Genomic DNA, 20858 nt, shown 5'->3' with positions numbered 1-20858 from the left:
CGCACCCCCTACTGTGCCCGGCAATCCTAAACCCTTTGATTGATTGATATTCACGCATGTCCAAAGCGCTGGTCGTGTTTAAGAAATCGGGCCTGCCCGACCATCCGCCGTTGCGCGATGCCTTTATCGCCGCGCACGATGCGGGGGTGGCCTATTACACGCGCAAAGATCCCCACGACCTGATCAAACGGATTGAGCATCTGGAACTGCGGCTGCATGAATGCGCCATGGCGGCGCGGCTATTATTGTCCATCCATGATGGCACGGACCGCACACCCACCGCCACGGCCTTGTTCGCACAGGCCGCCCGGCCCTATACCAGCCCCCTCAGCCCGTCCGGGTTGGCGTGCGCCCTGTACAACGCGCACATGGTGGCATTGCTGGGAAACAGGGCGGCCCCGTTGGTCGCGCGCACCCTGAACCCCCGCACAAAAGAGGCGATGGCCTGTGCCCTGATCGCAAGCTATTACCAGCTTATGAATCCGACCTATCTTTCTGAAGGTCTGGGTCCGGCGCAGGACCGGATCAATACGCGCCGCCCGCAGATTTTGCGTGGCCTTGACGCCCTGAAGGCTGATACCATGCCCGCGCCGCTGGCCCAGCATGTGGCGATTATTCGCAAACTCAGTCTGAATTTAATGGATCATGGCTTTTAACAGGCTTCTTATCGCTGTTTTGACCCTCTCGTGCAGTTTTGGCGCGCCCCTCTGGGCGCAGACATCTCTGCCCGCTGAACAAGAACAGATCCTCGAAGAAAGCATCCCCGAAGAAAAAATTCCGGGCCCCGCACTGGTCCAAACCCCGTCCAAGGCCCAAACACCGGCACCCACGCCCTCTGGCCCGCCGCAATTGATGATGCCGGCGGCGTGCGCGCTGGGCACGGATTGCTGGGTCGTGAATTACATCGACACCGACACCGAAAAGGACAGCGCCCGCGATTACACCTGTGGCCCGCGCACCTATGACGGGCATGATGGAACGGACTTCGCCATTCGCGATCGCGTGGCCATGGATATTGGTGTGGGTGTTGTCGCCGCCGCCAATGGCCGCGTCGTGCGCGTCCGCGACGGACAGGATGATCAACAGCCCACCGGCGAACAAATTCAGACGATGCTGTCCTCCAATCTGGGCTGTGGCAACGGCGTCCTGATTGACCATGGCAATGGCTGGCAGAGCATTTCCTGCCACATGAAAAAAGGCAGCATCACCGTCAAGCCGAACCAGCCGGTGCGCGCCGGGGAACGCATTGGCGAAATCGGCCAATCCGGGGCGGCGGAATTTCCGCATCTGCATTTCAGCCTGTTCAAAGGCGGCACGATTATCGACCCGTTCAGTGGCGAAGCCATTGATGGCGGGTGCGGTGGCACGCCGAAACCGCTGTGGCTGATGGGCCTGACCCTGCCTTATGAACCCGTGGCCCTGTATGCGGGCGGATTTACGCCGGGTGAGCCGGTTCTGGATGGCTTGCGGATTGATGCGACGGGTGCCGCCACCGTTCGCGCCGACGCCCCGGCTTTGTCGTTCTGGGTGGGTATTTACGGGGTGCGTGAGGGGGATGTGATCCACATGACCATCACCGACCCGCTGGGCCGCCCCTTTGCCAGCCGCGCCATCACGCAGGATAAAACCCGGGCCCGGCAGTTTTACTATGTCGGACGTAAAGTACGGGGCACATTGATGCCCGGCCCGTATACGGGCACGCTGACGCTGGAACGCACCGGCGACGGCGTTACCACCGAGACCATTTCACGCGCGTTGGAGCGGATGGTCACCGTCACGTCGGTCGAGCCGTAATCTCAGCCCCGCTCTCGGCGCAAGAGAATATAAAAGGCCCCACTGCCGCCATCGCGCGGGGTGGCCGCGCTCATCTCCAGCACGATCGCGCGCAACGGATCCTGGCGCAGCCACAGCGGCAAATTCTGGCGCAGAACACCCGGCTCATTGCGCATCCAACCCGGCAGCCCATCATCCATGGCGGCGGTCATTTTTGAATTGCCCTTGCCCGTGATCACCAGCACACAACGCTTTCCCGCCGCATGGGCGCTCAGCAAAAACTGCGTCAGCCGTGTCTGGGCTTCGGCCTGGCGCAACCCATGCAAATCCAACCGCCCCTCAATCACCATCTGGCCCTTGCGCAGGCGATTGGCATTGCGCCGATCCAGCCCCGAGCCGGGCGATAAATCCATCCGGGGCGGTGGGGCAGGCGTGGGTGCAGACGCGGGAGCAACCTCGCTCTGGGGGGGCGCGGGGACGGGCGATGCGGCGCGTGCAGGGGTATGATCACCGGCGTCCAAAACGGGTTTGGCCCGTTTTCCGGGCAGGGGCAAAACATCGCGCAGGACATAGGCCCACAGCCCCTGATCCTCATCGCTCAACCCCCTGTTTTCTTTGGGGTTTTTCTTGTGTTTTTCCCCAGTTTGCCGTCCGGTTTCAGACCCGGATGGCGGGGGCGGTTTTTTCGCCATCGCAATACATATCCCAGTTGTATTCAGAGATTATAAAAGAGATTATAGCATCATGGGATAGACGCTGTCCCACCACACCCTGCCCCGGTCCGGTTCTGGATCCGGTTTTGGAAATCCCGTTGATGTTCGTATCTGCCCTGCGCTTTCTTTCTGTTGTTATGGTGTTGTTGGCTGTGGCCACACCCCATCGCACCGCCCATGCGCAGGACGATTTGATGCGGTCTTATACCGAAAGCGAAAAGGCCGCGTTTGCATTTTATCGCCTGACCGACACATTGCCGGATTTTCGCACCTGGATCACACCGACCGAAGCCTATAAAAACGCCAAGCCCAGCCAGCGTAATGAAATCGTGCAGCAGGGCACGTTGCGCCTGCAACAGGGGTTTTTGAATTTCTATGTCGAGCGCACACCGCTCACCATCAAAAGCCCCGCCACATTGCAACTTTTCGAAGCCAGTGACGCCGCGGGCAAAACACCCGCCAAGCCGCGCCGCATGGTTTTAACCCTGCCCGCGATGGCCGATCCGATTTATTTCCCGTTCAATGTCGGTGATTTGTGGCTGGCCGTGATTGTCACGGGGGTCAAGCCCACCATGACCTTTCCGCTGGATGATGCGAAATACGACCGTATTAAAAGCCTGATGCGCATTCGCACCAGCGCGGATAAACGCCTGATCCGCGCCGAAATCGTGGCGTTTGCCAAGGAAGCCGACGGCAAAGCCCCGATGGAAGTGTCCGGTGTTCCGTTGTTTCCAATGGTGGCCAGCCCCGTGGTTCTGGCCCTGTGGAAAGAGGATGAGGAGGATATCCTCCTGTGGGAAGATGTCTCCCCCGGCTATGTCAGCAGCCGTGAACGCGAGCTGATGTTACTGTTCAGCAAGGAATAATGACGCGCGCGGCCAAAACGCGTTATAATAAATCTGTTATAACGATGATTTTTTAAGGCTTTTTGGCGCGATGGATTCAAAACTGGACGGTGTTTTCCGCACCACATTCCGCACGACCGAGCATGCCGATTCATGGCTGGGCATTCGCCATGACGAGGATCGCGGGCACGGCAAAAAGAAAGACGAACACAAGGATGAAAGCGATGAGTTTTCATTTGATGATGATGCACATGTATCGGTTTCGGCGCTGTATGTCTTTCTGCGCGATTTGTTGATTCAGGCGGGTACGGCGGAAAAAAAAAAAAACAGCCACAGGCCACCACCCCTGCGGCCCCGCCGCCCGAAGCACCACCGCCCACGCCTGTGGCGCAACAGGCGTCCATGGCCGCACACGCCTATCAAAACACGGCGCGGCAGGGCAGCCATTCCATTTCCATCAGTGACACGGCCCCCCCACCACCCCCGACGCCCACAGGCCCCAAGGTGGAGTTAAGCCCGGAAGACATCCGGACGATTCAGCGATTGATGAATGATCTGGAAACGCTGGCCAAACATGGCGTTGCCACATTGACCATCAAGAAAGCCGACACGTTTTTGCAAAGCCTGCGCACGGCGGTGGATTTGATTTTGCAGGCGTGATTACCCCGTAATCAACCGGTACCCATCGCCATCCGTGGTCAAAATAACCGGGGCCGTCGGGTCGGTTTCCAATTTTTGCCGCAAGCGGTAAATATGCGTTTCCAGCGTGTGTGTTTCCACGCCCGGCGCAAAGCCCCACACTCGATCCAGCAAGTCATCACGCGCCACCGCCGCCCCACGCGCGGCCAGCAGGACGGAAAGAAGATCGCGCTCTTTCTCCGTCAGGCGGGTGACAATGCCGTCCGCCCCGCGCAACGCCAGATCGGCGGGCAAAAATTCAAACATGCCCAGCACGGCCGGTGCCGCGCCCGCAACGCTGTGCCGCCGGATCATATCCAGCACCAGCCCCAACCGCACACGCCGCGACCCGTCCAGCATATCGCTGAGGTCGATATCGGCAGGCATGGTCGTCACGGTCACATTCATCCCGTACCGGGTTGCCGCCCGCACCAGAACATCGCCCACCCGCCCCGGCAAAGACGGGGGAACGCGCAGAGAGATGGGTAATGTTTGCGAAGGCGGTGTCTGGGTCATGCCTGCATCATGCCAGAAACCGGAGCGGAACAAAACGCCGGGCAAAATTGGACCATCCCCCCCGAACTGCCTCCCTATTCAAAAGATTTTTTGTTTTATAACAATAAGTTACAATATCACCCCCACGGCATGATCCTTGCAAAATCATACGGGTAGTGACTGAACAAACTGGAAAAGTTTCTCCCCATGATGGTGCCTGACACGATTGCCATGCCCTCTGCGTCCGCGGTTTCCTCCCCGCGGGAACAGACGGGCGTGGCCGTTTTTTCAGGCCCACAGGCCGCCGCAAAACCGCGCCCCGTCTTTCGCATGGAACAGGGCGATGACCGCATGGCCGGATCCATTCCGGTCTGGGGCGCACCCAAAACAGCCCAGGAAGAAACGCTGGCCACCCTGACCGGGGCTGGGCCGGTCCAGCCCACCGTAGACGGGGCGCTGGCCTATCAATCCGATCACAGCGTGAACCTCGCCCTGCAGGGTGAGGAGCCATTCGGATTTGGCGACCTGATCGACATGATCAACCCCCTGCACCATATCCCGCTGGTTGGCACGGCGTACCGGGAAATTACGGGCGATACGATCCGCCCATCGGGGCGCGTGTTTGGCGGGGCCTTGTTTGGTGGCGCGGTTGGGGCCGCGGCCGGGCTGGTGAACGTGATTGTGGCCGAAGAAACAGGCGCGACCATTGACGAACACGCCATGGCCGCGCTGAAGGATGAACCCATCACCCCGCCGCCCGCCGCAGCAACATCCGCCGGCCAGATTGCACTGGCGCAGTTGGACCACGCCACCACCGCGCCGCGAACCCCGCCAACACCGGAAACCCTGCTGGCGTTCAATGCAACACAACATTACGAGAGCGCCGCCACCTTAAGCGATATCACACCGGCAGCAGGCCACGCCGCGACGCGGCAGGTGTGGAAATTTAACGAATAACCCCTCACCCCCACCCTCTCCCGTGGGGAGAGGGAGCTCCATTGAGCACATCCACATGCCTCCTCCCTCTGGGTGAGGGCCTACCCCCGCGCCCCGAACAGCGCCGAGCCCACGCGCACATGGGTGGCCCCGTGGGCGATGGCGGTTTCAAAATCCGCCGACATGCCCATGCTAAGGCATGGCAAATCATGACGCTCCGCCAAATCACGCAAAAGCCGAAAATGCGGGGCGGGATCATCCTGAACGGGAGGAATGCACATCAATCCGGTGATATTCAGCCCTAAATCACGGCATAATTGCAACAAACCGGGCAAATCCGCGACGGAACAGCCGGCTTTTTGCGCCTCATCCCCCGTATTCACCTGAATAAAGCAGGGTAAAGCCCGATTTTGCGCCCGCATTTCCGCCGCCAGCGCATGCGCCAGCTTGGGGCGATCCACCGTTTCAATGACATCGAACAACGCCACCGCATCCGCCACCTTGTTGGTTTGCAGTGGACCAATCAGATGCAGGGACAAATCCGGATAATCGGCCCGACGGGCCGTCCAGCGTTTCTGTGCCTCCTGCACCCGGTTTTCACCGAAGACGCACAAGCCCGCGCGCAGGGCCGCGTCAATCTTCTCCTCCGGCTGGGTCTTGCTAACCGCCACCAATTGCACAGACGCCCCATCCCGCCCACAGGCACGGGCAGCGTTTTCAATGCGGGTCTGAATGGTGTGATCGATCATTTTTTCAGCATAGCAAAAAAGAAAAGGGGGCGATATCCGCCCCCTTTTTTAATCGCTTCATCCAATCCGAAGATTAGAAGTTGATTTGCGTACCCAGCAACAGGCTGGTGGCGTCGCGGTCACCGATGGCACCGCCGAATTCGTGTTCAACGTGGTGAACAGACCCGCGGAAGGACATGCCCGGACCGTAGTTATAGGTCAGGCCGACGCTGTAACGCTCTGTATCGCCTTCGTTCGCGGCCAGTTCTTCGTAGGTGCCGTTCAGGTAAGACGCACCCAGAACCCACAGGCCCATGGTGTAATCGGCACCGATGACGAAGCCGTCATGGTTTTCGTTGGCGTCGGTGTCGACGTTTTCTTCATCGAAGTACACTGCACCGATCTGGAAGTTTTTCCAGCCCAGAACCGCCGCCGTGTTCCAGGATTTCAGATCATCACTGGCTGCCGATTTCTGTTCGACATCCACCGCCACATAACCAGCACCCAGCAGGATGTTGAAATCACCGATTTCGCGTTCATAACGCGCACCGATTTCATAGGCCGAACCACGATCATCCAGCTCGTCATCTTCGGCAACGCCGAGGGAACGGGACGAACTGCTGACTTCCGGTGTGTAGGAAACAGCGGCCTGGAAGCCGGAGAATTTCGGTGTGGTATAGGTGATCTTGTCAGATTTACCCGAGGAGTTGGTGGCGTAATCAATCTGGAACCCGGTTCCAAACGCACCGTTGGTCAGCGTGTCATAGTTGATCGGGTTGAGGTATTGGCGAACACCGTCAATGTTGGAATCCGCTGCCGGAGCCGCAACCTGCAGCAAATAGGCACCGCCATCTTCGGCACCAAAATTGACCCGGCCCCAATCACCAGAGAAATAAACGTAGGATTCATCAACCGCAGAACCATCACCCAAATCGTTGCGGATTTCCGTGTGGAAACCAACGGTCAGGCCGTTATCCAGCGTGGTTTTGCCTTTAAAATGCACTTCGGTATCGCGCAGGATGTCGAAGGTGCGGGATTCGTTGCCCGGCATATCATCCTGATCATGGACAGCCACATAGCCGCGCATAAAACCGCCGATGCCCAGATCAATGGCATTGTCCTGCGCCATTGCGGACGGCACCGCAGCGAATGTTGAACCCGCAACCAAAGCGGAGAGAAGAATTTTTTTCATGATGTTAAGTGGTCCCCGAAGTAAAGAAAGACTGATTCGTTATGAGGCATAAGGATGCCATTCATAAAGGGGCCTGTCCAGCCCGCGGGCACAGCCTATCCCTTTGATATACGGGTGTGTTTTTCGTATTGGCTGAAGGGTTTATTGACACAATTTCCCCCATTGTCATCCCGACAGAGCCGCGCTGTAGCGAAGCGAAAGCGAGCGACGAGGGATCCCCTCTTCCTCGAAGGTGAGATCCCTCACATGCGTTCGGGATGACAAAAAAAGGGGGCAGACCCTCACCCTAACCCTCTCCCAGAGGGAGAGGGAACATGGACAATATACGTCTCTCTTAAAAGCCCTCTCCCTCCGGGAGAGGGTTGGGTGAGGGTCTTTAGATACAGATCAAAGACAGCCCCGTGACCACAACAAAAAAAGAAGGGAGGCCGTGAGGCCCCCCTTCCCAATTCATCATCCAATCCGAAGATTAGAAGTTGATTTGCGTACCCAGCAGCAGGGACGTACCGTCTACGTCGCCACCAACTTGGTCATATTGTACGTGGTGTACGGAACCACGGAAGGACATGCCCGGGCCGTAGTTGTAGGTTACGCCACCGGAATAACGCTCAGCGTCTACGTTAGCAACACCGTCGATGTCGTCAGCGTTGTAGTAGGAAGCGCCGATAACGAACGGGCCGGTCGTGTAGTCAACACCAACAACGAAACCGTCTGTGTCAGCATCTTTCGTGCCGGCGGTGTTTTCGCCGTCGAAGTATACTGCACCAACGTTAAACGCGCCGAAGCCAACGTTTGCGCCAACGTTCCAGGTTTGAACGTCGTCAGAAGCTGCGGTTTCTTGCTCAACTTCAACTTGAGCATAACCAGCGCCAACGGCCAGACGGAACGCGTCGAAGTTACCTTCGTAACGAACAGCGCCTTCATAGGCTTGGCCCAGAGCGTCAGCAACATCATCCGTGGACACGCCCAGAGAACGTGAACCCAGAGCTGTACCAGCAACATCTTCTACGTCCGGCGTGTAAGACACACCAGCTTGGAAGCCGTTGAAGTTCGGGGAGATGTAGGTGATTTTGTCAGCAGCAGCCGTCGGAGCCATGTCATAGTCCAGAGCGCCGGTTGCACCAGCAGCAACGCCAGCAACGGTCGTGTTGAACGCGCTGATGTACTGACGGATGCCGTCAACGTTGGAGTCAGCGGACGGAGCAGCAACTTGCAGCAAGTAGCCAGCGCCATCTTCAGCACCGAAGTTTACGCGGCCCCAGTTGCCAGCGAAGTAAGCATAGCTTTCTTCCGTAGCAAAGCCATCACCCAGGTCATCTTCCAGTTCCGTGTGGAAACCAACGGTCAGGCCGTTGTCCAGCGTGGTTTCGCCGGTGAAGTGAATTTCGGTTTCGCGCAGGATGTCAACCGAGCGAGCGTCCGGCTGGCCAGCAGCTTCGTCTTGGTCGTTCCAGGTTACGTAACCTTTCATGTGGCCAGCGATGCTCAGATCAACGCCGCCGTCTTGTGCCATTGCAGGAGCAGCAGCGAAAGCCAGTGCACCAACAGCAACGGTCATCATCAGGATATTTTTCATTTGGATAGTTCCTCCAGTTTCACAAAAAATCGCATCCGTTCGGATTCAAGGTTATCAATTTGCACTGATCCCCATGCCGGACGGCACGTATGGGCATAAGGATGTCACCGGAGGGTCAGGTTTTCAACGACAGAAGTGCAAAGAAGCCACATTTCGAGGCCCGGGTGTGATTTTTTTGCCACATTGATAAATTATCATTGTTTTTCAATTAGATAAAAATAAAGCACCCCCCATCGTCATTCCCGCGAAAGCGGGAATCCATGGGATTTTGGGGATGGTCACAATGGATTCCCGCTTTCGCGGGAATGACAGGTAAGGAAAGAGGCGGCAAAAACCCCGCGCTTGAGGCTTGCTGCCCCGCATGCTAAATCATCAGACACGTTCTTATATATAAAGAGGTTTTCCCGCATGACATCGCGTTTTCTGGTTTTAACCCTGTCTTTGATGGCCGTTGCGGCCGTATCCGCCTGCTCTTCCGTGCCGAAGGGTGAGGCCAAATACCCGACAGGGATGGACCGCAACACCAAAGTGGACCAGAACGACATTTACAGCGACACGCAGAGCATCTTCGGCGATGGCGGCATCAGCCTGCTGGGCAAGAAGAAGGCCGACACGACCGGGGCCGATGGCGTCACCGTCAACAGCTATCTGTGGCGTGCGGCGTTGGACACCGTGTCCTTTATGCCGCTGGCCAGCGCCGATCCGTTTGGTGGCGTGATCCTGACCGATTGGTACACACCGCCGGAAACACCGGGCGAGCGCATCAAGCTGAACGTCTTTATCCTGGATCGCCAGCTGCGGTCTGACGGGATTCAGGTCAAAGTCTTCCGCCAGGTGCGTAAAGGCAATGAATGGCGCGATGCCCCGGCCAGCGTTGAAACCGGCCGTCAGGTCGAAGACGCCATCCTGACCCGCGCCCGTCAGATGCGGGTGGAGCAACTGGCGAAGGATTAAGAGGATGAACGGATCATCGGATGACCAGATGATCGGAGAATAAAGAAAAAGCCCTGCCGTTATGGCGGGGCTTTTTGTTGGCCCCCTCAGTCGTCATTCCCGCGAAGGCGGGAATCCATAGTGATTATCCGGCGCACCGTATGGATTCCCGTTTTCACGGGAATGACAAAATAAAAAAAGGGGGAAATTAGCGTCTGGCTGCCGCACTGATCGACAGCAAGGCCTGCGCCGTCACCAGTTCATCCGGCGTGCCGGTTTGTTTGCAATCCGCTTCCAGCCGCATCAAGCGTTGCATGATTGTATCCAGTCGCGTGGCGCTGAACCGCATCAACTGGCCGCGGAAAGAATCTTCCCATTTGAAGAACACTTTGGGATTGAGGCTGTCCATTGCCTCTTTCGCATTGGCACCCTGATCCATCGCCACGCGGGCCAGATGCAGGCGGCGGACATGGTTTTGCAGGGACCGCAGCATGGCAATGATCGCCGTGCCTTCATCCAGCAATTGGCGGAAGGTGCGCAGGGCACTTTCAGTATCCCCGCCCAAGGTCGCAAAAATCAGATCATCCAGCGATTTTGCCCCGCCCTGACCACAACAGGCCATTACATCATCCAGATGCACGGATTTATCGGGGGCGGAGATCATATAGGTGATCAGTTTTTCAATTTCGGCCCGCGCCAACAGGCGGTCACCCGTCAATTGCTGCGCCAGCCAGGCATTGGCATCGTTATCAATGCGCAATCCCGCATCCTGCAGCATTTCGCGGATCAGGCCGGACACATCCCGTGCCTCGGCCACATAGCAGGGCAAGGCCGCAGCATTTTTTGCACTTTCGACCAATTTACGCAGGGATGACCGGGTGGATAGATCACCCCCCTCAATCACCACCAAAGCCGTGGGCGATGGGTCGGCCAGATACTCCTTGATCAACGGGGTCAAGCTGTCCGCCCCGCTTTCGATGCGGATCAGGCGGTTGCCGCCCATCATGGAAATGGCCCGCGCCTCGTCATTCAACCGCGCGGGGTCAGACCCCAGAGAATCCGCGTTCAACACCGCAACATTGAACGGATCGTTCAAATCTGCCACCACCGTTTTACCGATCAGGGCGGCCCGTTCCTTCATCAACCCCTCGTCCGGGCCGAACACCAGCACCACCCGGGCCGCAGGGTCCGGGGCTTTGACGAAGGGTTCAATCTGACGAAAGGTGAGTTTCATACCGGGATCTTAGGGCAGGATTTTATAACGCACACCGTCAACGGCTTGCGCCTCATACGGTGTTTTTTGTTGCGGGGTGCGGTTCATGTACAGGATCACCGCCTGTTCAATCTGGCGGGACAGGTCATTGATGCCGTTATCGCGCGCGTTTTGTTCGGTCACACGGGTTGAAAACTGGCTGCCCAGAACGTTGTAACTGGTGATCGTGGACAAAGCGCGCTCCAGCACCGGTTGCCCACTCACCCCATCGACCAGCACCATCGTCGTGCGCAGGCGCAGCTGGGCCCGGGTTGTATCGGCGCTTTTGGTCATGTCCAATTCGGTTTTTACTTCAGAAATCGGCGCGATATCAAGGCGATAGCGTGCATCAGCCGGGCGGCCTTCGGCATAAAACCGATCCATCAAAGCGTTGCGCAATTGCTGGCCGGAGCGATCAGGAATATTGCTGATGGCCACATCGTTCAGGGCCACGCGCGCGCCGGACGGGATCGCCGCCGTGCCATACATGGGCCGGAACCCGCAGGCGGACACGCTCAGCGCCAGAACAACACAGGTCAGCATCAATCCAAAAAAGCGCACGTCTTATTCCTCTATTCCTGTCATTCCGACCACAAACCCCCTACGGGCATTTCAACGTCAAAACCCCGTCCGTGGTGTGAACCATGACGGTTTGGACATCGTTCGTCCAGCCCTGATCCGCGGCAAAGGCCGCAATGGCCGGGGCCGCCGCCGGGTCCAACCCCGCCACAACCACCTTACCACGCACCTTTTCCGCATCCAGCTTCAGGGTGAAAAGCTGGCCCACGGGCAGGCGATCGCCATCCCCCGGCGGATAAAGCGGGCGTGCATCCTTGGCATTTTTGATGCTGAGTTCATAAATCGGGCCGATTGCATCCCGCAGATCGGCACAGCGTTGCACCCGCGCCCGCGCATCATTCAAAGCGGGGCCAAAAAATTCATCGGCGCTGATCTTACCGGCCGCAAAATCGGCGGTCCGGCTGGTGCGCCCTTCCTTGGCCGCGCGGTCACGCAATTCCATGCGAATGGCATCGCGGGACCGGGTGGTTTCAAACGGGCCCAAGACCAGAATATCGCGCGTGGCAAACGCCCCCATCGCCGCAACCCATTCGGTTTTCGCCCGCTGCGGCAAGGGCAGGAACACCCAGCGCCCATCCGGCGACCACGCCCCGCGATAAGCCAGCGGCGTATCAATAAATTCAGCGCGGAACGATGCCAGCACCGCCCCCGCATCATCACGCACATCAAACCCGATGGTCCCACCGGCCTGTTCCGCCATACCCGGTGGCCACAGGCGCATTTGCTTTTGCGCCTCTTCCTGCAACACAGGCGTCAGGTCCAACGTGCCATAAGGTTGTTCGACCGGGGCGGCTGTACCCGCCCGCAGATCATCCAGCGCCAGAGTGAACGCCGCCCCAAATGGCGGCAGAGGCACCACATCCGCATTAAATAAATCGCGCCCCTGCTCGGTTGTCAGCCATTGGCTTTGCTGCGTATTCAGGCGCAGCAAAAAGGCCATGTGGCGCAAATCTTCGGGCTTGGGTGGGGCGGCTTCGTTCACGTGCCCGGGCAATTCCGCCATATCCAGAATGAACATCTGGTCCGCCACATCGTAATGCGTGCGGTTCAGGGCAAAGGAGGTGCTTTGCCGTGGGGGCACCTGGTACACCTGTACCAAATCACCACCCACGGGCGTGGACCAGCGCCCCTGCTCCAGCCCAGCCAAAGCGGGCGTGGACAACAGGGTCAGAAGCCCGATCAGGGCGGTGTTTTTAGCCCACAACCACATTGACGATCCGGTTCGGCACGATGATGATTTTGCGCACATCCTTGCCCTCCAATGCCTTTTGCACGTTGGCATCGGCCAGGGCGGTTTGTTCGGCATGCGTTTTATCCGCATCCTTGGGCAAGGTGATGGTGGCGCGCATTTTGCCGTTCACCTGCACCGCGATGGTCACGGTATCGGATTGCAGCAAAGCGGGATCGGCCTTCGGCCACGGCGTGTCCACCAGCAGGGTGGCATGCCCCAGCGCGGCCCACAATTCCTCGGCCAAATGCGGCATCATCGGGTTCATGCACTGAACCAGTGTTTCCACCGCTTCGCGCACAGCCCAGTGATCCGCGGCATCATTGGCCTTGAACGATCCAATCGTGTTGGACAGTTCGCGAATACGGGCCACCGCCTTGTTCAAATGGAAGGCTTCGATATCCGTCGCCACCCCGGCCATCACGCCGTGGGATGCCCGGCGCAATGCGGTTGCCGCATCGCCAAAGGCGGACGGCGCGGGTGTTTTTGCGGTTGGCAGCGTCGCCAGCACGTCATCCACCATACGATGCACACGGTTGACGAACCGCCAGGACCCTTCGACCCCGGCATCCGTCCATTCCAGATCGCGTTCCGGCGGGGAATCCGACAGGATGAACAACCGGGCCGCATCGGCGCCATAGGTGCCCAAAATCACTTCCGGATCGACCACGTTTTTCTTGGATTTCGACATTTTTTCAATGCGGCCTTGCGTCACGGGCGCGCCGGTTTTGGCGTGTTTATACCCGCCTTTGCCGTCTTCGACCGCATCATCGGGCAACAGCCATTTGCCATCCGCATCCTTGTACGTGGCGTGGGTGACCATGCCTTGCGTAAACAGGCCGGCGAAGGGTTCGGCCACATCAAGATACCCGCAATCCTTCAACGCACGGGTGAAGAAACGGGAATAGAGAAGGTGCAGCACGGCATGCTCCACCCCGCCGATATATTGATCGACCGGGAGCCAATAGCCCGCTTTTTCCTTTGAAAACGCCTCGTTTTCGTTGCGCGGGTCGCAATAACGCGCGAAATACCAGCTGGATTCAAAGAACGTATCGAACGTGTCGGTTTCGCGTTGCGCCGGCTTGCCGCAGGACGGGCATGCACAATTTTTCCATGTCGGATGGTGCGCCAGCGGGTTGCCCGGTTTATCAAACGTCACATCATCCGGCAGGGTCACAGGCAGTTGATCATCCGGCACCGGAACGATGCCGCACGCATCACAATGCACCATCGGGATCGGGCAACCCCAGTACCGCTGGCGTGAAATGCCCCAATCGCGCAGGCGATATTGCGTGGTGCCAAAGCCGCGTTTATCTGCCTCCATCCGCTTGATCACTTCGGATTTTGCTGCATCCACGGTCATACCGTTCAGGAAGTCGGAATTGACCAGAACGCCATCGCCCGTGTACGGCAAATCGCCCTCTTCCCCATTGGCTGCGCCAATAACGCGGGTGATGGACAGGCCGTATTTTGTTGCGAAATCAAAGTCGCGTTGGTCATGCGCCGGGCAGCCGAAAATCGCGCCCGTGCCGTAATCCATCAGGATGAAGTTGGCCAGATAGACCGGCAATTCCACACCCGGGATCAACGGGTGTTTCACCCGCGCACCAGTGTCCAGACCGAATTTTTCGCCCTGTTCAATCGCCGCTTCGGATGTGCCGCCTTGCTGCACCTTGGCCATAAAGGCTTCAAATTCCGGCAGATGCCCGGCCAGTTGCGCGGCCATCGGATGGTTCGGGGACAAGCCCACGAACGACGCCCCAAACAGCGTGTCCGGACGGGTGGTGTACACCTCGATCTGCTGATCAGAGCCGACCATGTCGAATTTGAATTGCAGGCCCTGGGACTTGCCGATCCAGTTTTCCTGCATGATGCGGACCTTTTCCGGCCAGCGATCCAGCGTCTGGATCCCCTGCAGCAAATCTTCGGCGTAATCGGTGATTTTCAGGAACCATTGCGACAATTTGCGGCGTTCCACCGGGGCCCCGGTGCGCCAGCCCTTGCCGTCCACCACCTGTTCGTTGGCCAGAACGGTGTTATCGACCGGGTCCCAGTTGACCCAGCTTTCTTTGCGATAGGCCAAGCCCTTGCGATAGAACTCCAGGAACATTTTCTGTTCGTGTTTGTAGTACCCGGGGTGGCAGGTGGCGACCTCACGGGACCAATCAATCGACAGGCCCATGGATTTCAGCTGGTCGCGCATGACCGCAATATTCGCGTAGGTCCATGTGCCGGGATGTTCGCCGCGTTCCATCGCCGCGTTTTCCGCCGGCAGGCCGAACGCATCCCACCCCATCGGGTGAATGACGTTAAACCCCTGCGCCTTGCGATAGCGCGCCACAACGTCGCCCAGCGTGTAATTCCGCACGTGCCCCATGTGAATCCGCCCCGACGGATACGGGAACATTTCCAGCACGTAGTATTTTTTCTGGCTCTGATCTTCCGCGCTGGCAAAGGACTGGCGGTCTTCCCAGACTTTGCGCCATTTGGCTTCGGTGTCGCGGATATTGTATTTGCTCATCGCTATCTCGTTGATAATGCAGGATAAATCATAACAGGCGCGCCCCGGCAAAACCGCCACGCCATATGCCGCACCACATTATCCATTTTTTCAATGTTTTCAAAGACAATCAGCCCCATGCGTTCCGCGTATGAAACACCACGGACGATCTTTTTCCTGCGGGCCGTCTGGCGGCGCGTGGCGGAGAATGTTTTGCGCCTGTTCGGGGTGGAACCGGAACGGACGACGCTGGCGCTGACCCGCACACCACCAACGCCGGAGGACGGGCTGGCCGCGTATGACCGGCTGCGCCGTATCTTTGGCGCGTGGCAGAGTGAATCCGACCAGATCGATATTTTGCAGGCCGAAAAATGGCTGGCGTCCAACGAGGCGCTGGATTCCATTGTCGCCGACATCAAGGGCCGCCGGCATAACCAGTTCCGCCTGCTCAACAGTGACCGGTACCATGTCGATACCCTGCTGGATCAGGCCGATAGCATTGCCAACGCCCTGCCCGACTGGGATCAGGCGAATTTACAGGAAATGCGGCGGTTGCATGATTTGTCATCCGGCCTGACCCATCCGGAATTGATTGATGCGCTGGAAGATGCGTTGAAACACTCGGAATCCCAGTGGCTGGAGACGTTTGAACTGTCCGAGCGCGACGGGCCGCGCGCCGCATGGGCCGCGCAGCAACCGATCCTTGAAAACATCTTTTCCTTGCGCCGCCAATTGGCCGCCGAACCCGCCCGACGGTTGGGCGTGGCGGTGTCGGAGGTGTTGCTGGATGAATGGAACCCGCACACGCGCAACAGCGATATTGACCGCGCCATTGAATCCGCAAAAACGCGATACCCCCATAATTTACAGGGGTTGGCGAAAGAATTGCGCGATGCGCCGCCGCCTTTGCCCCTGCCCGATGTTGCGGAAGAGCTGCAGCAAAAATTATTCCGCCATGTGCTGAACGCCTTTCTGGATGCGGGCGGATGGGATCAAGCCCAGCTGGACCATCATGATATCGAGATTGATTTTACCACCCTGCCCAACGGGTTTTGCTGGGGCACGCCCAACCGCATCAAACTGGCCATCGAATGTTACGAAGATGACGTGATCCGGGGCCTGAGCAATGCCATGCATGAATGCGGCCATCTGCTGTATTTACTGGCCCTCAACCGCCTGCCCGATGCGGTGAAGTCCCAGCCCGTGGGCCGCGTGAACGGATACAACACACACGAAGCCGCCGCGATGTTTTTTGAACAGGCGGGGTACAAAAAACGCTTCTTCGCCATTACCGCCCCCCTGATCCGCAGCATATTGCACGTAGACGGGCCGGAATGGGCGCCGGAGAATTTACACGCTCTGGCCACCCGGCCCGACCCGCACGACATGAACTGGGGCACCAGCGAACTGGCCCTGCCGCCCAATATGGCGTGGCGCGTGCTGGCCGAACGCCGCATTCTGGATGAGGAGATGCGCGTCGCCGACCTGCCCCGCTTCTGGGCCGAGACCATGCAGCAATTTACCGGCCAGCCGCATGATCCGGATGATTTCATGGTGGCGGAAAGCCATTGGTTTGACCGACAAATGGGCTATTTCTGGGCGTACCAGACGGGCGCGATTGCGGCCAGCGCCCTGCATGATGCGCTGGCACGGGATACGCCCGGGCTTGATCAAAATGCTGCAACATTGGCCGATTATTTGCGCCCCTACGCCACCTTCATCGAAGACCGTGTGTTTGCACAAGCGGGCCGCTTCCGCCCGCTGATCCTGCTGGAAATGGCGTCCGGCACCCGGCCCAGCATGCGCACCTATCTCGACCGGCTGGGCCGTCTGGCAGAACCGGGTACGGGCCTGCACAAAAACATGCAGCAAAACAACCAAGGCGCGGACGCGAAAGAGCGCATGAATGTGGCCTTTTCACGCGCTCCGTCGGATGGGTCTGCTGTTTAGAAACCGCTGATTTTACGCGGCTTTTTTGATGATTTCGACCTTCGGGAAATCGATCTCGGTTTCCGCCACGCCGTTCACCGCGTTGGTGAAAATGTTCAGCGCGACATTGGCGATGATTTCCAGCAATTCTTCATCGCTGAGGCCCGCAGCACGGGCGGCGGCGACGCCGGACTGCATATTCTCGCCATGGGTGCGGTTGACCTCCAGGGCGAAGTCGATCATCGCCTGGGTTTTCGGGTCCGACACCGTGCCGCTTTGGGCGGAGCGCAAATCATCCGCGCCAATTCCCGCCATGCGACCCAGCGCCGTGTGGGCGCTCAGGCAATAGCCGCAATCATTGCTGCTGGCCAAGGCGATGGCCAATTGTTCGCGGGCTTTGCCGTTCAGCGTGTTGCCAACAACGCCGGAGAAGGCAAAATACCCCTCCAGCACTTTGGGGGCGTTGGCGATGACGCGGAACATGTTCGGCACCATGCCCAGCTTGGCTTTCGCCCCGGACAGCAATTCAGCAACACGGCCCGTGGCGGTATCCGGATTTACAGGTTGAATAGTCATGATCGTCTCCTTGGGTTTGGGTTTTAATGCATAGTCGTCGTTCGATTCTATCTATATAAAGATAGATATTCAGGGAGAGAGAAAAGGCGGGTGGTCGCCACCCTTTCTATCTCCCGGAAATCTTGAAAAATGGGGCAATAGCCTGATCAATCAGGGCCGGATTTTTCTCCAGCCGCGCGATCAGCAACACCCCCTCCAGCGCACCGATAAAGCACAGCGCTTTGGCCTGTGCCTGATCGGATGGGATGGATGGGTCCAGCCGCACAAATTGCCCGGCCAGCCAGCCGCGCACATCATCGAAATACGCCTTCAACGCCGCGCGGGCCGGTTCATTCATGGCCGCAAACTCCGCGGCCAGCATGCCGCACAGGCAGAAATTATCCTGCCGCCCGGTGATGAAGCTTTTGAATAAATCGCCCAAAGCCTGCAATGACGCTTGAGGCGACATTTGGGCCGTATCAATCGCCGCCAATTTTTCGCCGACGATCTTGCGCTGGCGGTCAATCAGGGCGACGGCCAGATCATCCTTCTTTTTGAAATAATAATGGATGCTGGACGTTTTGATCCCAACCGCGTTCGACAAATCGATATAGCTGAACCCGTTGAACCCCCGCGCCTGCGTCAGGTCCCCGGCCACTTGTAAGACTTGTTCGCGCATATCAGACATCATCGTCCTCGTTTCATTCTATCTATATATAGATATACCATTCGGTACAAAAAGAGTCAAGGGTTTTCCGCCAACAAAAAGGGCGCGGTTTGATCCGCGCCCTTCCCTATTCTGTGAACCCTCTGTTTAGACAGAGAAATGCTCGCGCAGATCGTGCATGACGTGTTCGTCCACCAACCCCTTGTCATGCAGGTAATCCAGCGCCCGGCCACCCGAGGCGAACAAGGACCGCTCCGCCAGCTTGTGCAAATAGGGCAGCAATTCATCCCGGTATTCCGCGACCATATTATCCGCCTTTTCGCCGGAGCGTTTTTTGTATTGGCGGTACAGGGCCAGAACCTGGTCATAGGATTCCGGCAGGAAGACCGGGTTGCCGTGTTCGGTCTGCATGCATTCGATGGTCTGAACCGCCTTGCGGGCAATGATCATCTGGGCGCGGTAATATTCCAACCGCTGGGCCGGGGTGATCAGGCCGCGGTTGCGGTCAAACGGCATGTTGACCAACGCCACCAGCTTGTCGAACACGTCCTTGCGGTCGGTGTAGGCGCGCGGGTCGATTTCATCGTGGCGGGCTTGTTCGATTTTTTCCTGTTGCAGGCACAGCTTGCTGTACAGGCGGCGATAGGTTTGCTCGCTCACCTCTTCGTTGATGAACAGGTTTTTCAGGGCCGTTTTTTCAACGTGAACCATCGCCAGATGCAGGGATTGATCGAAAATGATCCGGCCATGGGCCCGCACCAGATCCGCCCGCAAGGCTTCGGCTTCGGCCAGCTTTTGGTCCAGACGCTGCATCATCGCATCGAAATGCTCAGGACGGACGAAGCCCTTTTCATGGTGCTTCACCAGCCGCGCGCGTTCAGTCTGGAGGTAATAGATCCCCAGATCGGCTTCGTGCGCCTTTTTCAGCGGGTTTTCATCCGTGACTTTCAGCTTTTTCATGATCGGCACGATCAGCGGGGCCTTGATAAACAAGGTCGCCAGAATGCACCCGATGGTCAAGGACAGCAGAAATTCCTGCGGCGTGTAGGGCAAATTCCAGCCCGGAACCGTGAAATCGGCCGGGATCAGCGTGACGATAATAATCGACAACGCCCCGCGCAAACTGCCCCAGGCCAGCAATTTTTCCCAGGCGGCGGGGATTGGGGCCTCGACCTTGCTGAGGTTCAGCGGCACGGTCACGGCATACACCGCAATCACGCGCGAGAACGCCACCACCAGCACCGTGACCAAAATCGGCAGCCACAGATGCGCCAGATCAACACCCGCGCTGGCGAACAACAGACCCGCCATCAGGAACACCAGCGAGTTCACAACGAACGCCATGTGTTCGATCAGCTTGCCCAGATAGCCGTCTACTTCGGGGTGCAGCGTGTTGCGGGAATAGTTCCCCATGAACAGCGCCGCAACCGTGGTCGCGATAATGGATGAGACGTGGATCACGCCGGTATGGTTGATCAATTCGCAGGTGATAAACACCAGGTGCGCGGAAATCAGGATCAGCGTCACCGTCACAAATTCGTTCTTTTTGGTGTAGCGCAAAGCCCGGGTAAAGACCGCGGCCATCACCAGACCCAAACCCACACCCAAAACCAACATCATGACGAATTCAAACATGCCGTGCATGATTGTTTCAGCGCCGTGGAAGCCCGTTGTGGCCACACCCAGCAACACCATAAACAACGCCACCGCCGTACCATCATTCAGCAGGCTTTCCCCTTCGAACACCAGTCCCAGACGACGCGGCACGTGGCATTCCTTGAAGATGGCCAGCACAGCCACCGGATCGGTCGGTGAAATCACCGCGCCGAACACCAGCGCCAGCATGAACGGAATTTCAATGCCCACCAGCGGCAGTGCAAAGAACAACAAGGTGGCCACCGTAATCGTGGAAATCACCATCCCGACAACCGCCAGCAACGAAATCGCCCACGCACTGTCCAGCATGCGGCGCATATTCATGTTAAAGGCAGATTCAAAAATCAGGACAGGCAGGAAGATGAAGAAGAGCAGTTCAGGCGTCAGGGCCATATCGCCCAAAAAGCCGAACACGGATTTGAGATAAGGCAGGTTCACAATTGGAACCAGCAACACGCCCACCGCGACCAACAACACCGTATAAGGAACTTTGATCCGCTTGGAGACGAAGAAGATCACGGTCGAAATCGCAATCAGGACAAACAAGGCTAACGCAGATGTAATATTCAGTACCATTTTGAAAGGGATCCTGTTTTTTTCAGAACTGGGCAATCCTCTACTCC

The 20858-nt window shown here is 57.9% G+C and carries 19 protein-coding genes; 7 read left to right on the top strand and 12 right to left on the bottom strand.

Features of this window, described 5'->3' with window-relative positions; genetic code table 11:
- Window positions 1-56: 56 nt before the first annotated feature.
- Window positions 57-656, top strand: coding sequence for a hypothetical protein (locus tag A11S_RS00220; protein ID WP_015466450.1), 600 nt, complete (start codon window positions 57-59; stop codon window positions 654-656).
- Entirely contained in the window at window positions 646-1794 is a 1149-nt protein-coding gene (locus tag A11S_RS00215; protein WP_041802292.1) for a M23 family metallopeptidase, read from the top strand. Before A11S_RS00220 ends, A11S_RS00215 begins: the two co-directional genes overlap by 11 nt.
- 2 nt (window positions 1795-1796) lie before the next feature.
- Here A11S_RS00215 and A11S_RS00210 read toward each other — a convergent pair whose 3' ends face one another.
- Window positions 1797-2375, bottom strand: a complete 579-nt coding sequence (locus tag A11S_RS00210; RefSeq protein WP_235067826.1) for a Smr/MutS family protein — start codon at window positions 2373-2375, stop codon at window positions 1797-1799.
- A 212-nt stretch (window positions 2376-2587) separates the two neighbouring features.
- On the opposite strand from A11S_RS00210, the gene A11S_RS00205 reads away from it, so the two are divergent.
- Together A11S_RS00205 and A11S_RS11860 are read left to right on the top strand one after the other, a co-directional pair.
- Window positions 2588-3352, top strand: coding sequence for a hypothetical protein (locus A11S_RS00205; protein ID WP_235067817.1), 765 nt, complete (start codon window positions 2588-2590; stop codon window positions 3350-3352).
- Between the two features lie 381 nt (window positions 3353-3733).
- Window positions 3734-3991: a hypothetical protein gene (locus A11S_RS11860; RefSeq protein ID WP_015466446.1), complete on the top strand. Its 258-nt coding sequence runs from the start codon at window positions 3734-3736 to the stop codon at window positions 3989-3991.
- On the opposite strand, the gene A11S_RS00195 is transcribed toward A11S_RS11860, so the two are convergent.
- Window positions 3992-4525 (bottom strand): winged helix-turn-helix domain-containing protein, encoded by a 534-nt coding sequence (locus A11S_RS00195; protein WP_235067815.1) that lies wholly within the window; start codon window positions 4523-4525, stop codon window positions 3992-3994.
- Window positions 4526-4711: 186 nt separating this feature from the next.
- Here A11S_RS00195 and A11S_RS00190 point away from each other — a divergent pair, with 186 nt between their 5' ends.
- Complete coding sequence (locus A11S_RS00190; protein ID WP_015466444.1) at window positions 4712-5461, top strand: hypothetical protein; 750 nt, start codon at window positions 4712-4714, stop codon at window positions 5459-5461.
- 80 nt (window positions 5462-5541) lie between these two features.
- Here the strand turns inward: A11S_RS00190 and A11S_RS00185 are convergent, their stop codons facing one another.
- From A11S_RS00185 to A11S_RS00175, 3 genes are all read right to left on the bottom strand, one after another.
- Window positions 5542-6189: a YggS family pyridoxal phosphate-dependent enzyme gene (locus A11S_RS00185; protein ID WP_015466443.1), complete on the bottom strand. Its 648-nt coding sequence runs from the start codon at window positions 6187-6189 to the stop codon at window positions 5542-5544.
- A gap of 73 nt (window positions 6190-6262) precedes the next feature.
- Window positions 6263-7360: a porin gene (locus A11S_RS00180; RefSeq protein WP_015466442.1), complete on the bottom strand. Its 1098-nt coding sequence runs from the start codon at window positions 7358-7360 to the stop codon at window positions 6263-6265.
- 469 nt (window positions 7361-7829) lie between these two features.
- The gene (locus tag A11S_RS00175; protein ID WP_015466441.1) at window positions 7830-8936 is read right to left on the bottom strand and encodes a porin; all 1107 of its coding nucleotides are present in this window, start codon (window positions 8934-8936) and stop codon (window positions 7830-7832) included.
- A gap of 408 nt (window positions 8937-9344) precedes the next feature.
- On the opposite strand from A11S_RS00175, the gene A11S_RS00170 reads away from it, so the two are divergent.
- Entirely contained in the window at window positions 9345-9890 is a 546-nt protein-coding gene (locus tag A11S_RS00170) for a DUF3576 domain-containing protein (RefSeq protein ID WP_015466440.1), read from the top strand.
- Between the two features lie 187 nt (window positions 9891-10077).
- Here A11S_RS00170 and holA read toward each other — a convergent pair whose 3' ends face one another.
- From holA to leuS, 4 genes are read right to left on the bottom strand one after another with little or no spacing between them, the layout of a single operon-like run.
- Window positions 10078-11103 (bottom strand): DNA polymerase III subunit delta, encoded by a 1026-nt coding sequence (gene holA, locus A11S_RS00165; RefSeq protein ID WP_015466439.1) that lies wholly within the window; start codon window positions 11101-11103, stop codon window positions 10078-10080.
- Between the two features lie 9 nt (window positions 11104-11112).
- Complete coding sequence (gene lptE, locus A11S_RS11650; RefSeq protein ID WP_015466438.1) at window positions 11113-11682, bottom strand: LPS assembly lipoprotein LptE; 570 nt, start codon at window positions 11680-11682, stop codon at window positions 11113-11115.
- 40 nt (window positions 11683-11722) lie between these two features.
- Window positions 11723-12910 (bottom strand): hypothetical protein, encoded by a 1188-nt coding sequence (locus tag A11S_RS00155; RefSeq protein WP_015466437.1) that lies wholly within the window; start codon window positions 12908-12910, stop codon window positions 11723-11725.
- On the bottom strand, window positions 12894-15449 hold the full coding sequence (gene leuS, locus A11S_RS00150; protein ID WP_015466436.1) for a leucine--tRNA ligase: 2556 nt from the start codon (window positions 15447-15449) through the stop codon (window positions 12894-12896). The genes A11S_RS00155 and leuS overlap by 17 nt, the downstream gene beginning before the upstream one ends.
- 117 nt (window positions 15450-15566) lie before the next feature.
- Between leuS and A11S_RS00145 the strand changes: the two genes are divergently transcribed.
- Window positions 15567-17378: a gluzincin family metallopeptidase gene (locus tag A11S_RS00145; RefSeq protein WP_015466434.1), complete on the top strand. Its 1812-nt coding sequence runs from the start codon at window positions 15567-15569 to the stop codon at window positions 17376-17378.
- A 12-nt stretch (window positions 17379-17390) separates the two neighbouring features.
- On the opposite strand, the gene A11S_RS00140 is transcribed toward A11S_RS00145, so the two are convergent.
- The 3 genes from A11S_RS00140 to A11S_RS00130 all read right to left on the bottom strand — a co-directional run bounded on the left by A11S_RS00140 (window position 17391) and on the right by A11S_RS00130 (window position 20811).
- On the bottom strand, window positions 17391-17933 hold the full coding sequence (locus A11S_RS00140; RefSeq protein ID WP_015466433.1) for a carboxymuconolactone decarboxylase family protein: 543 nt from the start codon (window positions 17931-17933) through the stop codon (window positions 17391-17393).
- Between the two features lie 106 nt (window positions 17934-18039).
- Window positions 18040-18591 (bottom strand): TetR/AcrR family transcriptional regulator, encoded by a 552-nt coding sequence (locus A11S_RS00135; protein ID WP_235067813.1) that lies wholly within the window; start codon window positions 18589-18591, stop codon window positions 18040-18042.
- A gap of 135 nt (window positions 18592-18726) precedes the next feature.
- The gene (locus tag A11S_RS00130) at window positions 18727-20811 is read right to left on the bottom strand and encodes a cation:proton antiporter (protein ID WP_015466431.1); all 2085 of its coding nucleotides are present in this window, start codon (window positions 20809-20811) and stop codon (window positions 18727-18729) included.
- Window positions 20812-20858: the final 47 nt, after the last annotated feature.

Source organism: Micavibrio aeruginosavorus EPB (genome assembly GCF_000348745.1).
Classification (GTDB): domain Bacteria; phylum Pseudomonadota; class Alphaproteobacteria; order Micavibrionales; family Micavibrionaceae; genus Micavibrio; species Micavibrio aeruginosavorus_A.
Note: the sequence above shows the minus strand (reverse complement) of the source record. Positions and strands in the feature narration are given on the sequence as shown.

Bases quoted from the DNA above. Each gene is read 5' to 3' on its own strand.
- A11S_RS00220 (WP_015466450.1), top strand. From the start codon at position 57: ATGTCCAAAGCGCTGGTCGTGTTTAAGAAATCGGGCCTGCCCGACCAT.
- A11S_RS00215 (WP_041802292.1), top strand. From the start codon at position 646: ATGGCTTTTAACAGGCTTCTTATCGCTGTTTTGACCCTCTCGTGCAGT.
- A11S_RS00205 (WP_235067817.1), top strand. From the start codon at position 2,588: ATGTTCGTATCTGCCCTGCGCTTTCTTTCTGTTGTTATGGTGTTGTTG.
- A11S_RS11860 (WP_015466446.1), top strand. From the start codon at position 3,734: ATGGCCGCACACGCCTATCAAAACACGGCGCGGCAGGGCAGCCATTCC.
- A11S_RS00195 (WP_235067815.1), bottom strand. From the start codon at position 4,525: ATGACCCAGACACCGCCTTCGCAAACATTACCCATCTCTCTGCGCGTT.
- A11S_RS00190 (WP_015466444.1), top strand. From the start codon at position 4,712: ATGATGGTGCCTGACACGATTGCCATGCCCTCTGCGTCCGCGGTTTCC.
- A11S_RS00185 (WP_015466443.1), bottom strand. From the start codon at position 6,189: ATGATCGATCACACCATTCAGACCCGCATTGAAAACGCTGCCCGTGCC.
- A11S_RS00180 (WP_015466442.1), bottom strand. From the start codon at position 7,360: ATGAAAAAAATTCTTCTCTCCGCTTTGGTTGCGGGTTCAACATTCGCT.
- A11S_RS00175 (WP_015466441.1), bottom strand. From the start codon at position 8,936: ATGAAAAATATCCTGATGATGACCGTTGCTGTTGGTGCACTGGCTTTC.
- A11S_RS00170 (WP_015466440.1), top strand. From the start codon at position 9,345: ATGACATCGCGTTTTCTGGTTTTAACCCTGTCTTTGATGGCCGTTGCG.
- holA (WP_015466439.1), bottom strand. From the start codon at position 11,103: ATGAAACTCACCTTTCGTCAGATTGAACCCTTCGTCAAAGCCCCGGAC.
- A11S_RS00155 (WP_015466437.1), bottom strand. From the start codon at position 12,910: ATGTGGTTGTGGGCTAAAAACACCGCCCTGATCGGGCTTCTGACCCTG.
- leuS (WP_015466436.1), bottom strand. From the start codon at position 15,449: ATGAGCAAATACAATATCCGCGACACCGAAGCCAAATGGCGCAAAGTC.
- A11S_RS00145 (WP_015466434.1), top strand. From the start codon at position 15,567: ATGCGTTCCGCGTATGAAACACCACGGACGATCTTTTTCCTGCGGGCC.
- A11S_RS00140 (WP_015466433.1), bottom strand. From the start codon at position 17,933: ATGACTATTCAACCTGTAAATCCGGATACCGCCACGGGCCGTGTTGCT.
- A11S_RS00135 (WP_235067813.1), bottom strand. From the start codon at position 18,591: ATGCGCGAACAAGTCTTACAAGTGGCCGGGGACCTGACGCAGGCGCGG.
- A11S_RS00130 (WP_015466431.1), bottom strand. From the start codon at position 20,811: ATGGTACTGAATATTACATCTGCGTTAGCCTTGTTTGTCCTGATTGCG.